Annotated in this window: 11 protein-coding genes and 3 pseudogenes; 10 read left to right on the forward strand and 4 right to left on the reverse strand. The window is 70.8% G+C overall.

Annotated features, from left to right (window positions below; all coding sequences use genetic code 11):
* Window positions 1–16: 16 nt before the first annotated feature.
* Together ACP4J3_RS23650 and ACP4J3_RS23655 are read left to right on the forward strand one after the other, a co-directional pair.
* Entirely contained in the window at window positions 17–1,285 is a 1,269-nt protein-coding gene (locus ACP4J3_RS23650; RefSeq protein WP_426537569.1) for a VWA domain-containing protein, read from the forward strand.
* Complete coding sequence (locus ACP4J3_RS23655; protein ID WP_426537571.1) at window positions 1,285–2,088, forward strand: hypothetical protein; 804 nt, start codon at window positions 1,285–1,287, stop codon at window positions 2,086–2,088. The genes ACP4J3_RS23650 and ACP4J3_RS23655 overlap by 1 nt, the downstream gene beginning before the upstream one ends.
* Window positions 2,089–2,167: 79 nt before the next feature.
* On the opposite strand, the gene ACP4J3_RS23660 is transcribed toward ACP4J3_RS23655, so the two are convergent.
* The gene (locus ACP4J3_RS23660; RefSeq protein WP_426537573.1) at window positions 2,168–2,794 is read right to left on the reverse strand and encodes a winged helix-turn-helix transcriptional regulator; all 627 of its coding nucleotides are present in this window, start codon (window positions 2,792–2,794) and stop codon (window positions 2,168–2,170) included.
* 87 nt (window positions 2,795–2,881) lie between these two features.
* On the opposite strand from ACP4J3_RS23660, the gene ACP4J3_RS23665 reads away from it, so the two are divergent.
* Together ACP4J3_RS23665 and ACP4J3_RS23670 are read left to right on the forward strand one after the other, a co-directional pair.
* Window positions 2,882–4,090 (forward strand): pyridoxal phosphate-dependent aminotransferase, encoded by a 1,209-nt coding sequence (locus tag ACP4J3_RS23665; protein ID WP_426537575.1) that lies wholly within the window; start codon window positions 2,882–2,884, stop codon window positions 4,088–4,090.
* Between the two features lie 518 nt (window positions 4,091–4,608).
* Window positions 4,609–4,755: pseudogene (locus tag ACP4J3_RS23670) on the forward strand (Scr1 family TA system antitoxin-like transcriptional regulator); the annotation flags it as partial.
* A 45-nt stretch (window positions 4,756–4,800) separates the two neighbouring features.
* Here the strand turns inward: ACP4J3_RS23670 and ACP4J3_RS23675 are convergent.
* Window positions 4,801–8,115: an AAA domain-containing protein gene (locus ACP4J3_RS23675; RefSeq protein WP_426537577.1), complete on the reverse strand. Its 3,315-nt coding sequence runs from the start codon at window positions 8,113–8,115 to the stop codon at window positions 4,801–4,803.
* Window positions 8,116–8,225: 110 nt separating this feature from the next.
* Here ACP4J3_RS23675 and ACP4J3_RS23680 point away from each other — a divergent pair, with 110 nt between their 5' ends.
* The 4 genes and pseudogenes from ACP4J3_RS23680 (at window position 8,226) to ACP4J3_RS23695 (ending at window position 10,586) form a co-directional block, all read left to right on the forward strand.
* On the forward strand, window positions 8,226–8,759 hold the full coding sequence (locus ACP4J3_RS23680) for a hypothetical protein (protein ID WP_426537579.1): 534 nt from the start codon (window positions 8,226–8,228) through the stop codon (window positions 8,757–8,759).
* Between the two features lie 3 nt (window positions 8,760–8,762).
* Window positions 8,763–9,469: pseudogene (locus ACP4J3_RS23685) on the forward strand (histidine phosphatase family protein).
* The gene (locus ACP4J3_RS23690; RefSeq protein WP_426537581.1) at window positions 9,466–10,113 is read left to right on the forward strand and encodes a hypothetical protein; all 648 of its coding nucleotides are present in this window, start codon (window positions 9,466–9,468) and stop codon (window positions 10,111–10,113) included. The pseudogene ACP4J3_RS23685 and the gene ACP4J3_RS23690 overlap by 4 nt, the downstream one beginning before the upstream one ends.
* Before the next feature lie 50 nt (window positions 10,114–10,163).
* A complete protein-coding gene (locus ACP4J3_RS23695; protein WP_426537583.1) occupies window positions 10,164–10,586 on the forward strand; it encodes an acyl-CoA thioesterase in 423 nt (140 codons plus the stop codon).
* A gap of 119 nt (window positions 10,587–10,705) precedes the next feature.
* On the opposite strand, the pseudogene ACP4J3_RS23700 reads toward ACP4J3_RS23695, so the two are convergent.
* Window positions 10,706–10,852, reverse strand: a pseudogene (locus ACP4J3_RS23700) (NmrA family NAD(P)-binding protein); the annotation flags it as partial.
* Window positions 10,853–11,280: 428 nt separating this feature from the next.
* Here ACP4J3_RS23700 and ACP4J3_RS23705 point away from each other — a divergent pair.
* Window positions 11,281–11,559: a helix-turn-helix domain-containing protein gene (locus ACP4J3_RS23705; RefSeq protein WP_426537585.1), complete on the forward strand. Its 279-nt coding sequence runs from the start codon at window positions 11,281–11,283 to the stop codon at window positions 11,557–11,559.
* A 44-nt stretch (window positions 11,560–11,603) separates the two neighbouring features.
* Complete coding sequence (locus ACP4J3_RS23710; RefSeq protein ID WP_426537587.1) at window positions 11,604–12,206, forward strand: 3'-5' exoribonuclease domain-containing protein; 603 nt, start codon at window positions 11,604–11,606, stop codon at window positions 12,204–12,206.
* Here the strand turns inward: ACP4J3_RS23710 and ACP4J3_RS23715 are convergent.
* Window positions 12,172–13,527: a nucleobase:cation symporter-2 family protein gene (locus tag ACP4J3_RS23715; RefSeq protein ID WP_426537589.1), complete on the reverse strand. Its 1,356-nt coding sequence runs from the start codon at window positions 13,525–13,527 to the stop codon at window positions 12,172–12,174. The two genes, ACP4J3_RS23710 and ACP4J3_RS23715, sit on opposite strands and share 35 nt — an antisense overlap.
* Window positions 13,528–13,642: the final 115 nt, after the last annotated feature.

Genomic DNA, 13,642 nt, shown 5'->3' on the forward strand with positions numbered 1-13,642 from the left:
TCAATAAGATCCGCCGATGATCAGAACACAACGGCTGGCGGCCGGGGTCTGTGCCCTGCTCGCCGCGCTCACGGCCGGGTTGGTCTTCCCGGCCGGAGCGAGCGCCGACGAGACCACCGCCACCGCTGCGAAGGTCGATCTCGTGATCGACGTCAGCGGCTCGATGCGGGCGAAGGACATCGACGGCCAGTCGCGGATGGCCGCGGCGAAACAGGCCTTCAACGAGGTGCTGGACGCGACACCGGAGGAGGTCCAGCTCGGCATCCGCACGCTGGGCGCCAACTACCCGGGCGACGACCGCAAAACGGGCTGCAAGGACACCGCGCAGCTCTACCCGGTCGGCCCGCTGGACCGCACCGAGGCGAAGGCGGCGGTGGCGACCCTGGCGCCCACCGGCTGGACGCCGATCGGCCCCGCGCTGCTGAAGGCGGCCGACGACCTGGACGGCGGCGAGGGCTCCAAGCGCATCGTGCTGATCAGCGACGGCGAGGACACCTGCGCCCCGCTCGACCCGTGCGAGGTGGCCCGGGAGATAGCCGCCAAGGGCATCGGCCTGACCATCGACACGCTGGGCCTGGTCCCGAACACCAAGCTGCGCCGGCAGCTCAGTTGCATCGCCGAGGCGACCGGCGGCACGTTCACCTCGGTCCAGCACACCGACGAACTCGCCGACAAGGTCAACCAGTTGGTGGACCGGGCGGCCGATCCGGTGGTGACGCCGGTCGCGACGACGGGCGCCGACCGGTGCGCGAAGGCGCCCACGCTGGAGTCCGGCCTGTACACGGACCGGGAGGAGTTCGGACAGCAGCGCTGGTACCGCGTGCAGGTGCCCGACGGCCGGGAGCTGCGCGCCTCGGTGAGCGTCGCGGCCGACCGCGCGGTGAGCCCGTCGTACGGGGTGCTGCTGCGCGCGGTGACCGAGCGCGGCCGGGAGATCGTGCGCGGCGAGGCGGCGGGCAACGGCCGTACCGATGTGGTCTCGACGGGCCTGCGCTATCCGAAGGCCGAGTCGGAGGACGCGGACGGGGAGACCGCGCCCGAGACGGTCTGTCTGCAGGTCACCCACTCCTTCGCACCGGCCGGTGGCGTCAAGACCACCCCCGGGCTGCCGCTGGAGATAACGATCGACGTCGTGGACGGGCCCGGCGGATCGAGTGACGTGGCCGCGTTCGGCCTCGGGCGCGGCTGGTGGCTGCTCGGCGCGCTGATCCTCACCGGCTTCCTCGCCGGTCTCGTCTGGGGCTGGCTGTCGCGCTGGCGGGTCGCGGTCTGGAGGACCAACTGATGTGGATCACACGTGTGTTGAGCGCTTCCCTGCTCATGTTCGGACTGGCGGCCGCCCCGGCGGTGGCCGACTCCTCGCCGTCGCCGAGCGCGTCTGAGGAGGGCGGCGCGCCGACCGAGGCGGGCACCTCCTTCCGTACGGCGACCGAGGTCGAGCAGGGGCAGACAGCCACCGCGGGCGCCTCCACGGGCGACTACCTGTACTGGTCGTTCCCCGCGGACGCCGGCCAACGACCCACCGTGAAGGCGACGGTGAAGCTGCCGGACACGCATGCCGCCGAGACCTGGCAGATCGATGTATACGACGGCCTGCGGCGCCGCCAGTCCTGCCAGTACGGGGCCCAGACGCGCACCGTCGCGGCGGGCGCCGCCTCCGTGGAGCTGAGCTGCGTGCTGCGCACCGTCCGCGCCTGGTCGGAGCAATGGGCCAATGATCCGCTGCCGGGCACGTACTACATCCGGCTGACGGCCGTGGCCGTGCCCGCCTCCGACCTCGGTCTGCCGGTGGACACATCGGTGCGCGTCGACTCGAAGGACATCGGCGGTTCGGCGGCGGTCGACGGCTCGCTGGCCGAGCCGCTGGTGCCGGGTGTCGCGGTCAAGCCGAAGCAGGACGAGGAGGGTTCGCAGGCCTCGGCGGTGCTGTCCAGCATCGAGCCCGAGGACGGCTGGGCCTCCGGCTGGTGGTCCGACCGGTGGGTGTGGACGGCGATCGGCGGCGTGCTGGCCGCGCTCGCCGGCATCGGCGGGTACGCGCTGACGCGCGGGCCGGGACGGCCGTCCCGGGTGCCGCCGACAGCCTGACGGAAAACATCAAGCCTGACGGAACATCAAAAGGGGCCCGCCGTTCTCCAGGACGGCGGGCCCCTTCGCCGTGGCGTGGTCACCCCTCGCGCAGCACCTTGGCCAGGGTTCCGTCCCCGCTGACCTCGATACGGCCGTCCCGTACGGCATCCGCCACGCTCAGCTCCCCGCGCGCCACCGCCTCGCCCGTCCCGGAGTCGAGGACCAGCCGCGCATCGGGCTCCCCGGGAGCGGGCCCGTCCCCGTAGACCGGCCCGTCCTCGGCGCCGACGTAGAGGTGGAAGTCCCCTTCCTCCAGCCGGACTTCGACCAGCCCCTCCCCCTCCAGCGCGCGCAGCAGCGGCAGCGCGAACCAGTGCGCGCGCACCGCGTCGGTGGGCCGCCGCTCGCCGAGCTCGGCCTGTCCCCACTCCCCCAGCGCCTGGAGCACGGGCAGCAACCCGCGCCCGCGCGGCGTGAGTTCGTAGACGTACGCCGCGCCGGGCGGCGGCAGCCTGCGCCGCGTGCCGATGCCGTCCCGCTCCATGTCCTTCAGCCGGGAGGCGAGCACATCCGTGCTGACGCCGGGCAGGTCGGCGTGCAGGTCGGTGTAGCGCCGCGGGCCGGCCAGCAGCTCCCGGACGATCAGCAGGGTCCAGCGGTCGCCGACGACGTCGAGCGCGCGGGCGGCGGAACAGTACTGGTCGTAGCTTCGGCGAGGTGACATGCGACGCAGTCTAGACGTGTTGTTGGACTTTCCAAGCTCGAACTTGGTAAAACCAAGCATCACACGAAACCGGAGGAGCGAGCGCGCATGGAGTTCCGGCAGTCGAGCAAGCTGAGCGAGGTCTGCTACGAGATCCGCGGCCCGGTGATCGAACACGCGAACGCGCTGGAGGAGGCGGGCCACAGTGTGCTGCGCCTGAACACCGGCAACCCCGCGCTCTTCGGTTTCGAGGCGCCGGAGGAGATCCTCCAGGACATGATCCGGATGCTGCCCCAGGCACACGGCTACACCGACTCGCGCGGCATCCTCTCCGCCCGCCGGGCCGTTGCCCAGCGCTACCAGACGCTCGGCCTGGAGGTCGGCGTCGACGACGTCTTCCTCGGCAACGGCGTGTCCGAGCTGGTCTCCATGGCCGTACAGGCCCTGGTCGAGGACGGCGACGAAATCCTCATCCCCGCCCCGGACTTCCCCCTGTGGACGGCCGTGACGACCCTCGCCGGCGGCAAGGCGGTCCACTACCTCTGCGACGAGCAGGCCGACTGGTACCCGGACCTGGACGACATGGCGTCGAAGATCACCGACCGCACCCGGGCCGTGGTCATCATCAACCCCAACAACCCCACCGGCGCGGTCTACCCCAAGGAGATCCTCGAGGGCATCCTCGACCTCGCCCGCCGGCACGGCCTGATGGTCTTCGCCGACGAGATCTACGACCAGATCCTCTACGACGACGCCGTGCACCACTCGGTCGCGACCCTCGCCCCCGACCTGGTGGTCCTCACCTTCTGCGGGCTGTCGAAGACGTACCGGGTGGCGGGCTTCCGCTCCGGCTGGCTGGTGGTCACCGGCCCGAGGCAGCACGCGAAGGACTATCTGGAGGGCCTGACGATGCTGGCCTCCATGCGGCTGTGCGCCAACGCGCCCGCCCAGTACGCCATCCAGGCGGCGCTCGGCGGCCGCCAGTCGATCCGGGAGCTGACCACCACCGGCGGCCGCCTGCACGAACAGCGCAACGTCGCCTGGGAGAAGCTCAACGAGATCCCGGGCGTGTCCTGTGTGAAGCCGAAGGGCGCGCTGTACGCGTTCCCGCGCATCGACCCCAAGGTCCACAAGATCCACGACGACGAGAAGTTCGTCCTGGACCTGCTGCTGCGGGAGAAGATCCAGGTCGTCCAGGGCACGGGCTTCAACTGGCCGACCCCCGACCACTTCCGGATCCTGACGCTGCCGTACGCGGAGGACCTGGAGGCGGCGATCGGGCGGATCGGGCGGTTCTTGAGCGGGTATCGGCAGTAGCGGGGGCAGGGCACGACTCAGCGCGGGTCCTGGTCGCTCAGCTGGGCTTCGGTGCGGGTTCCCGGATCTGGCGGCCCGTGGCCGCCCGGGCGAGGACGATCTCGGGAAGGCTGACGGGTCGGGTAGACGCTGTGGACCGGAGATCTGTTACGGAGGCCCAACAGGCGTTGCCAACGGGTCTCGATGTCGATGTGCTCGGGGTCGAAGGGCGAGGCAATCCGGTCGGCGTCCTCGTCAGTGTCCCCCCCGTCGCCTCTTGGTACCGCTCGTACACAGACCGCCGGTCCCGTGTGCGCCCCTGTCTGCTGTCCTCCAGCGCGGCCATGTCGTGTCGTGCCTGGTTCATCCGCCGGTCCTGGTCGTCTCTCACCCTTCCGGCCGTGATCCCGCGGTGACGGCCGAGCGGTCGGAACAGTGGGCCCGGTTGTCGGGGGTCGAGCCGCCGACGAGAAGCTCCTTGGCTCGTGCAGGGCGTCTCGGAGCGGCGGGCAGACAACGGCGACGCTCGCCAGCCCCGCGGCCGCCAGCAGATCCGCCGACAGCTCGAACGGCTGTTGGAAATCGGACAGATGCGGAACGTGGAGATCCGGGTACTCCCCATGGATCGCGAGGACAACGCCGGTCTTGGCGGGCCCTTCCACCTACTGCGGCTGAAGGAGGGCACCAAGGCATGAAGCCCTCGGTCGGTCACGGCTTCGAGTTGAAGTGGATCAAGAGCAGCTATTGCCCCTCCTGCCACGTCGCCCCACGACGATGTCCCGTTTCCACGCCCGGTTCCCCGTCCCGTGCGGGCAGTCGCGGTTGTAGCAGCGCCAGTACCACTGGCCCGGCCGGCCGCGCCGGATCTCCACGTCGTCGCGGTGGCAGGCAGGGCAGGTGGGCGGCCGGGAGAACTCGTCCGCGTGCTCCTGTTCCAGGATCTTGCGGGCGAAGTGGCTCCCGTTCATCGTGATCATGATTTCCCGGGTCCAGCTCTGGGACAGCGCGTTGAGACTGCCGATCATCACCGTGCGCTCGTCCACGACGACGATCTTCTGGTGCATCATGTGCATGCGGACGACCGTGTGGGCGACCTCTTTGAGCTCGTCGACCAGTTCCGGGCTCTTGCTCTGCAGGTCGTCGTACGGATCCCGCACGAACACGGTGACGCGAACTCCGCGTTGTCTCGCCGCGTACAGGACGGGCAGCAGGCGACGGACGCGCTTCTTCACCCACGGGGCCCACAGCCAGACCGAGGACCGGGCCGCGCCCAGCACTCGTACGAAGGTCTCGTAGAAGTCACGTTCGTCGTCAACCTCCGTGATCTCCACGTGCCGGGAGAGCACGTCGGCCAGGCGGGAGCCGAACGGGCCGAGCAGGTCCGCCGCACCGGTGGCCGAGTGCGGAGCGAGGAGTGCTGTCGCCCGGACGGTGCGCAGACGCTTCCCGTCCAGCATTCCGGCAACGGCGCCCAGGGCGAGCTCCGGGCGGCGTCCGCACTCCATGATGCGTTCACGGCTGCCGACGATGTAGAGGCGGTGCTGAACGCGGGTGACCGCCACGTTCAGCAGCCGCACGCCCTTGCGCTGCCAGCGTCCGGCGTTCTCCGAGCGCGAGGCCTGGCCCATCCACATGGCCCGGCCCGCCTGCGACTCGACCGTGTCGAAGACGACGACGGGGAACTCCCGGCCCTGGAAGCGATGCGCCGTGCCGACCTCCGCGAGCGGCACACCGCTGCGGCCCTCGACGCCTTCCACGTCGCGCAGGGCCTCCAGCGTCGCGGCCTCCTGATAGCGGTACGGCGTCACGACTCCCGCCGCCTCCCCGTCATCGCGATGCAGTTCCACCAGGGCCCTGGCCAGCAGGGCGCCGGCCGGCCACCAGCCGCTCGATGCCGACATCCGCTGGGGCACGGCGATCTCACCGAGACCGTCGGTGTCGACGAGGACGATCTCCGGTTCGCCGTCGCCGCGCGAGCGCACCAACTGCCCGGCCTGCAGCGTGCCGTCGTAGGCGATCGCATTGGCGAGGTCCATGATCGTACGACCGAAGCGGTTCTGTTCGACGAGAGTGATGCAGCCGGGGTGGGCATGGGCGGCGGCCGGGTCCTCGATGCCGCACAGCTGGAAGATGTCGGGCTGCAACCAGCGCCGCACATCGGGGCGTTCGCTCTCCTCGATCGCGGGCGAGAGGACGGCGCCGAGCTGCATGAAGTCGCCGAGGAGGACGGCGGTCGTCCGGGCTCGGGCAGCGGCGAGAATCACCTCGGGCGTGGTGGCCGCTCCCGCCTCGTCGACGAGGACGACGTCGTACTGCTTCTCATAGACGTGCTTGTTGGTGCGGAAACGGGCCAGGGTGGTGGCCACGAGTTTGGCACCGGCGATGATCTCGCCCTGGGCGTCGCGGGCGAGGCGCTCGTACTCCGCCTGAGCGGCCTTGTACTCCTTTTCCAGAACCGGCCGTCGTTCCTCGTCCCGGGCCACGGCCGGGCGCAGGCGCTGTGCCTGTGCGTGGAGGTCGGGGTGGCCGTGCGACATCGCAGTGCCGATCAGCGTCTGGGCTTCGACCACGGACTGACGTATGTCTTCCGCGTGTCGGAGCTCGGCCTCGCCGGCCTCGTGCGCACGGCGGGCCCTGTCGGCGGATGCCGACACCTCGCTCAGGCGACGCTCTCGCCGCTCGATTTCCTCACGCGTGCAGGGGATGGTCCGGGTCAGGTCGTCCGCCTCGTCCAGGAGCTCTTCGGACCTGCGGTCGGCCACCTCACGCGCGGATCTCGCCCGCGTGGCCGCGTCGACGTACGCGCGTTCGGCCTTGTCCAGAGCCGTCCGGGCGTCGGCCATCTGCTTCTTCGCCCGCCACCTGGCCCGCCGCGTACCCGCCTCCAGTGCGGTGAGGGCCTGCCGAGCTTCTTGCGCCTCCTCACCGACCAACAGGGCAGCCGCTTCCGCCCGGGTGGCCGCCGCGTCGAGCCGGCCGGCCTCCGCGAGCAGTTCGTCGATGCGCATCCAGAGCCGACGTGCGTCCGTCGTCTGGCCGACGTCACGCTGGGCGGCCTCCCGGTCGGCTTCGGCCCGCTGTGCGTGTGCCCCGGCCTCACGGACCTTACGCCGTAGCTCGTCGAGGTGCGCGTCGAAGGCGGCGGTACTGCCACCGGCTTCGTCCAGGCTCGCGCGTGCCTGGGCGTAGGCCCTGGCGTCGAACCCGGCGAGGCGCGACTCCAGCTCTTCGAGTTCACGGGCCCGGGTGTTCGACTCCGCCAACTGCCGTGCCGTCGAGGCGAGTTTCGCGTCCACCTCGGTGAGACGGGCGCGCACGATGAGAGGGAGAGAGACCTCGGGGTCCTCGGCGACCTCCCGCAGGTGGGGCGGTCCCACGCGGACCACGTCCCCCGGGCGGTGCCGCCGCTCCCGCACGACGCCCATCAGGGCGTTGTCCACGGCGATGTTCGTGGCCGACACGAGGAGGACCTGCTTGCCGGCGGCGATGAGGTCGCCGATCGACTTGGTGAGCACCATGGTCTTGCCGGTTCCAGGCGGCCCCCATACCAGCCACACACCCGAACCCAGACAGGCCTTGTACACCTGCTGCTGGGCCGGGAGCAGGCCCGCCGGGACGGTCACCGAGGCCGGTGCCCCGCCCGGACGTCCCTCTGCGAGCAGCGCGGCGAGCGGGGCGTCCTGGAGGGTGCGGAACCGGTCTCGCAAGGCCTCGATGAGGAACGTCGGCGGTTGCTTGAGCACCCACAGATGTGGGTCCGGCGGCTCCGCGAACTCCGCGACCCGCACCGTCAGCGCGGACCCGCTCTGCGCCGCCTCCAGCACGGCGTAGCCGTCGTCGCCCGTCGGCTCTTCGGGTCCCGCGAGCCGGAGGGACTCCACCTGATCGGCCGCAGTGTCGTTCCCTCGCACGTCGACCGTGAACACACCGGCCTCGCCGGTCCGCACCGCCCGGCCCACGCACGCCCAGGAGATGCTCCTCCCCGCTCCCCCTTCCAGACCGAGCCATGCCTCCACCGCGGTGGTGATCTCTTCGCGCCAGCCCACGCCCCGCTCGTCCCCCTGATCATGGCAACAGAGCAGACATACCTACCACGCTCCGAATCGGCCCATGCCTGCGGCAGATGTGATCGCGCCACGGTGGGTAGGACCCGTCCATGAGCACCCGCCCCCTGTTGCTTCTCGACGTGGACGGTCCTCTCAACCCGTTCCGCGCCCTGTATCTCGCCCACCGCGGCTATGTCACGCGCCGACTGCACCCCGCGAACTGGTCGGCGCGGCAGGCCCCGGGCTCCCGGCGCCTGCGTCGCGGCCTGCGGGTGCGGTTGCATCCGAGGCACGGGGCCCGGCTGCTGGCGCTGCCGTACGAGCTGGCGTGGGCGACCACGTGGCAGCACCAGGCCAACGAGATGATCGCGCCGGTGATCGGGCTGCCGGCCGATCTGCCGGTCATCGAGTGGCCCGAGATGTTCGTGCGGGACCCCGACGGGCTGTACTGGAAGACCCGGCATGTCGTGGCGTGGGCGGCTGGGCGGCCGTTCGTCTGGGTCGACGACATGATCACCGATCTCGATGTACGGCATGTCGCGGCCCACCACGACGCGGCGGCGCTGCTTCTCCCGGTCGACGCGCGCAAGGGGCTGCGTGAGCGTGACTTCGTGGCGTTGGAGCGGTGGGCTCTTGGCCTGTGAGACATGGGTGATCTCTTTCTCGTCCGGCATGGCGAGACCGAGTGGTCGCGGTCCGGGCGGCACACGGGCTGGACGGATGTGCCGCTCACCGAGCACGGGTGGGAGGAGGCGCGGCGGGTCGTACCGCTGATCCGGTCGCATCGGATCGGGGCCGCGTTCGTCAGCCCCTTGCAGCGGGCGCGGGAGAGCGCCGAGCTGATCGGCCTGCACGACGTACGGGTCGACTCCGATCTGCGCGAGTGGGACTACGGCGGATACGAGGGGTGACCGCCGTCGGGATCCAGCGCGAGCGGCCGGGGTGGTTCCTGTTCTCGGACGGGGTCGCGCCCGGTCCGCCCGAGCCTCCCGGGGAGAGTCCGCAGCAGGTCGGGGAGCGCGCCGACCGGATGCTGGGGAAGGTGGACGCGGCGCTCGCCAACGCAGAGGGTTGTGTGGCGCTCGTGGCCCACGGGCATTCTCTGCGGGTGCTCACGGCCCACGGGGCATTTTCTGAGGGTGCTCACGGCCCGGCGGCTCGGGCTCCCGGCGGCGGACGGGGCGCTGTTCCAGCCGGCGACGGGGACGGTGTGCCGGCTGGGTACGGAGCACGGGCGGCCGGTGATCGCGGGGTGGAATGTCAGACCCGGGTCGTAGCCTTCCCAGCAGATGAGGGCCGTGCCTCGGCAGGAGAGGGGGCATGGCCCGAGCCCGCGGGAAGGAGCACGCCGTGACACGACCGCCGACCGCCGCCCAGCGGCGTGTCATCGACGCCGCCGATCCCGTCACCGGGCGGCTCAGAGGCACGGAGGCGCAGCTTGCGGCGCTGGTGAAACGGGGGCTGGCCTTCCGGCACCCGCGGCCGCCGCACGATCACTTCCTGACGCCGGCGGGGCATCGGATACGGGAGGCGGAGCCTGCGGCGCCCGCAGCGTCCGCGGTTCCTGCGGAGCCCGAGGTTTCCGCGGCCGGCGGGGTGTTCGCCGCGCGGATCGGCGGTGAGGAGGACGCGCCGAGGACTGGGCCGGCCCGGCTGCGGGAGGTGCGCGGTGCCTGGCAGGGCCTGCTGGAGCTGCGTCGGATGACCAATGCGGACGGGGCCGTGGACCGGCCGTGCGGCTGGGAGCGTACGCATCTGGTGCAGGCCGCGGCGCTGGCCCTGGAGGCCGCCGGGCACGGTCCGGCGGAGCGGGACTCCGCGCAGGGGTACCGGGTGCGGGCGACCCCGCAGCCGGAGGCGGTCGCCGTTTTCGAGCCGGACGGTGCGCGTCTGCGAGCCTGCGCCGCGACACTGGAGGAGGCGGGATGGCAGGTCGGTGAGCACACCGAACCTCGTACAAAGGCGCGATATCTGCTGGCTTCCCCGCGGCGGGTCTGACGGGCGTGCCAGGATCAGTGGACTGTGCATCGAACTCGAGAGGGGAAGCAGTGAGCGAGCCGTTCTCCGTCCGGATCACCGTCCGCGGCTATGAGACGGACGTGCAGGGGCACGTCAATCAGAGCGTGTACGTCAACTACGCGGAGCACGCGCGCTGGTCGTTGCTCCAGGCCGCGGGCATCAGCCAGACGGGCCTCATCGGCAAGGGGGTCGGCCCCGTCGCCCTGGAGACGACCATCCGCTACAAGCGGGAACTCCTCGCTGGTGACGAGGTCGACGTGACATGCGCCTTCGAGTGGTCGGGCGGCAAGACCTTCCGCATCCAGCAGATCATGCGCAAGGCGGACGGCACGGTCGCGGCCGAGCTCACGGCGGTCGGCGGCCTGCTGGACCTCAAGGAGCGCAGGATGGTGGCCAATCCGCAGGACTACTTCAAGGAACTGGCCACGGACCCCAGCCTGTTCGGACTCTAGTCAGACCGGCTCCGGCTCGTGCTCGGCGTCGTAGCCGCACGCGACTCGGCGATGTAGACCCTGTTCCGCGCCCCGCTCTCCCTGAGGGCCTGCTCCCCAGGGAGAGAGCTTCACCAGCCGACGGACCCCCGGTCGAGGTAGTCGCCGCGCACCACCTCCACCCCCGACGGCACCCGGGTCAGGGCGCGCACCTTCTCGCCCCGCGCCGCGAGCTGTCGTACGAGTTCACTGCCGATGGTGCCAGTGGCAGTGTTCACAAGAATCATCACGATCACGATCACGAGCCCCGGCCCGCGGTCTCCAGGAAATTCCGGCATGGTTCCGGCGCCCGTCCGCGGATCCGCCGCGCTTACCGTGGAAGCGAGACCACCGACCTCGCCGATCGTCTCCTCCCGCTGCCCGAGGTTCTGCGGCCCTGGATCGCGGATTTCACCACGGCGTCGTTCGACGGGGAGCCGCGCAAGCCGTTCACGCACGTCCCGAACGCGACGACAAGGCTGGTCGTCGCGCTGAGGGAAGCGGTCGCCACGGCGCGCCGATCGTCGGCCCCCGCGGTCGATCCGGTCGGCCGGGTGGTGCCCCTGGACGAGCTGCCGAGCGCGACGGCCCGCCAACCGGGCCGTGAACTGCGGAACATGGCGCCCCGGCGTGTCGTACCACATCTGGCGGAAGTGCTCCCGGACCGGTGCGTGACGTGGCCCGGGATCTCGCCATCAGCGAGCGCCAACTGCGCAGCCTCTTCGCCGACGGCGTCGGCGTCTCCCCCAAGCACTTCGCCCGCATCAACCGCGTACGCACGGTGCTGGAGCAGGCGACGACCGTCTCCTGGGCCGAACTCGCCGCCACGACCGGCTACTACGACCAGTCGCACATGACGGCGGACTTCCGCACCCTGATGGGCGTACCGCCCCGCTCCTTCTTCACCGGCCGCCTTCCCGACGCGCAGCCCTGCCGGCCCTTCGCCCGGCGCTGAATCCGCGTGCGGGACACGTCGCCGACCTGCGATGCTCCAGCCCCATGAAGGCACGACGCGGCAAACCCAGCCTGTACATCTCCGTCGACATCGAAGCAGACGGCCCGATCCCCGGCCCGTACTCCATGCTGAGCTTCGGCGCGGCGGTCGCCGGAGTGCAGGACGCCGACGGATTCACGGCGGCCGAGCCCGAGCTGCGTACGTTCTATCGGGAACTGCGGCCGATCAGTGAGGAGTTCGTGCCTCAGGCGCTGGCCGTGAGCGGTCTGGACCGGGAACGGCTCCGACGGGAGGGGACCGAACCGGCCGTCGCGCTCGCCGAGTTCACCGGCTGGGTCCGTGAGGTGAGCGCGGGGTCCCAGCCGGTGATGTGCGGCTACCCGGCGTCGTACGACTGGACGTTCCTGTACTGGTACCTGATCCGCTTCACCGGCGCGAGCCCCTTCGGCCACTCCGGCTGCCTGGACATGAAGACGCTGTATGCCACGAAGGCGAACCTGCCCCTGCGAGCCGTGGCCAAGGGCACGATGCCGCGCGAACTGCTGTCGAGACGCCGCCACACGCACCACGCGCTGGACGACGCCATCGAGCAGGCCGAGCTGTTCGCCAACCTCATGGCGTGGTCACCGGCTCCATCGGGGCCGTGACCTCGTCGGCCTCGCGCCTCCGGCCAAGGTGGTTGAAGACGAGGTTGAGCGCCACCGCCGCCACGCACCCCGTCGAGATGCCCGAGTCGAGGACGATCTTCGCCGTCTCCGGGAAGGCGTGGTAGAACTCCGGCGCGGTGATCGGGATGATGCCGACGGCCAGTGAGACGGCGACGATCAGGATGTTGTTGTCCTTCTCCAGGCCGGCCCGGACGAGGGTCTGGATGCCGCTCGCGGCCACCGATCCGAACAGCACCACGCCCGCACCGCCCAGCACCGGGCGCGGTACGACCGCGATGAGCGACGCGGCCATCGGGCACAGGCCCATCAGCACCAGGAAGCCACCGCCCACGGCGACGACGTACCGGCTGCGGATCTTCGTCATCGCCACCAGGCCGATGTTCTGGGCGAAGGCGCTGCACATGAAGCCGTTGAACAGCGGGCTGATCGCGGAGCCGAGGGTGTCGGCGCGCAGGCCCGCGGCGATGGTCTTCTCGTCGGCGGGGCGCTCGACGATCTCGCCGAGCGCGAGCATGTCGGCCGTCGACTCGGTCATCGACACCACCATCACCACGCACAGCGAGATGATCGCGGCGAGCTGGAACTGCGGGGCGCCGAAATGGAACGGGGTGGGGAAGCCGATGACGTCCGCGTCCGCCACCGGGGCGAAGTCCGTGGCGCCGAACGGGATCGCGATGAGCGTGCCGATCACCAGGCCGAGCAGGACGGCGATCTGCTTGACGAACCCTCGGGTGAAGCGGCGCAGGAGCAGCACGATCAGCAGGGTCGCACCTGCCAGGCCCAGGTTCGTCGCCGAAGCGTAGTCATCCGCGGCCGGGTTGGGACCCTGCGCCCAGCCGAAGGCCACCGGCAGCAGCGAGATACCGATGAGCGTGATCACCGTACCGGTCACCACCGGCGGGAAGAAGCGCACGGCCCTGCTGAAGAAGGGAGCGGCGAGGAAGCCGAGGAGGCCCGCGACGATCACCGCGCCGAAGATGATCGGCAGCGCGTCGGACTTGTCCTCGGTGGCGGCGACGATGGCCGTCATGGGGGCGACGCCGGCGAAGGTGACGCCGTTGACGAAGGGCAGCCGGGCGCCGATCTTCCAGATGCCGAGGGTCTGGAGGAAGGTGGCGATGCCCGCGGTGAACAGGCAGGCGCCGGTAAGGAAGGTCAGCTCGGTGGCGGTCAGGCCTATGGCGGCGCCGACGATCAGGGGCGGGGCGACGACTCCCGCGTACATCGCGGCCACGTGCTGCAGGCCCGTGGTCGCCATTCTCAGGGCGGGGAGTTTCTCGTCGACGGGGTGGGCGGACACGGGCGGCTCCTCCGGTCGGTTGACACGTCGGCTCCGACGTGGGTTTCAGGGAGGTGGTGCGCGGTCATGGGGGCACCTCCCGCTCGAGCGAAGTCGAGAGTGGGGGAGGGACCGG

Origin of the sequence: Streptomyces sp. UG1, assembly GCF_049974585.1 — a bacterium.
GTDB lineage: Bacteria > Actinomycetota > Actinomycetes > Streptomycetales > Streptomycetaceae > Streptomyces.